The organism is Polaromonas sp. P1_G2 (assembly GCF_056405515.1).
Window position 1 is genome coordinate 1 of sequence record NZ_JBFUBY010000555.1, and the last position, 906, is coordinate 906.

1 protein-coding gene is annotated in these 906 nt (G+C 63.5%); it reads left to right on the plus strand.

The genetic code is table 11. The features are described from left to right. Positions 1–25 precede the first annotated feature (25 nt). On the plus strand, positions 26–883 hold the full coding sequence (locus AC1D0P_RS26135; RefSeq protein WP_477679383.1) for a sigma-70 family RNA polymerase sigma factor: 858 nt from the start codon (positions 26–28) through the stop codon (positions 881–883). The last annotated feature ends 23 nt before the right edge of the window (positions 884–906 follow it).

Genomic DNA, 906 nt, shown 5'->3' on the forward strand with positions numbered 1-906 from the left:
CGACTGGAGACGTAGGGCTCGACGGATGAATGACGACGATTTCGGCAAACGACTGCAAGAACTCCGGCCACGCCTGCACCGCTATTGTGCCCGGATCACCGGCTCGGCCGTCGATGGCGAGGACGCTGTGCAGGACACGCTCCTCAAGGCGCTCCGCGCCCGGGCGCAGGGGGCGGAGATCGACAATCTCGAAGTCTGGCTGCTCAAGATCGCCCACAATACCTGTCTCGACCTGCTGCGCCGCCGGACGCGGCATGTCGTGGTTCCCCTGACCGACGACATCGAGGGCGCGCCCGCGCCGGAGGCCGACATTCTGGCCATCGGCTTCCAGACCTTTCTGCAATTGCCGGAACTGCAGCGATGCGCCGTCATCCTCAAGGACGTCCTCGGCCATTCCGTCGAGGAAATCGCTGGGATCGCCGATTGCACGCCTGCGGCAGCCAAGTCGGCACTACAGCGCGGCCGGGCTGCGCTCAGAACATTGGCATCCATGCCCAACGACGCCACCCTGCCGCTGATGTCCGATGTGCAACGCCAGAAGATGCGCAGCTATGTGCAGCTTTTCCAGACGGGGGATTTCGACGCCATCCGCGCCATGCTCGCCGAGGACGTCAAGCTCGATCTGGTGAACCGGCTCAGGCTCGAAGGACGCGAGAAGATCAAAGCCTATTTCACCCGCTATGCCGAGGAAACCAAATGGCGCTTCGCCTATGGCGCCATCGAGGGCCGTCCGGCCATGCTGGTGTTCAATAAGCTCGAACCATCGGAACAGCCGGCCCATTTCGTCCTGGTCGATTGGCGCGGCGATGAGATCACGGGCATCCGCGATTTTCTGTTCACGCCTTATGTGATCGAGGCAGCGGATTGGGCGCGGCTGGCGTAAGCGCGGCCGGCCAGTGCCTTCGC

Excerpts from the sequence above, each read along its gene's own strand:
- AC1D0P_RS26135 (WP_477679383.1), top strand. The coding sequence starts at position 26 with ATGAATGACGACGATTTCGGCAAACGACTGCAAGAACTCCGGCCACGC.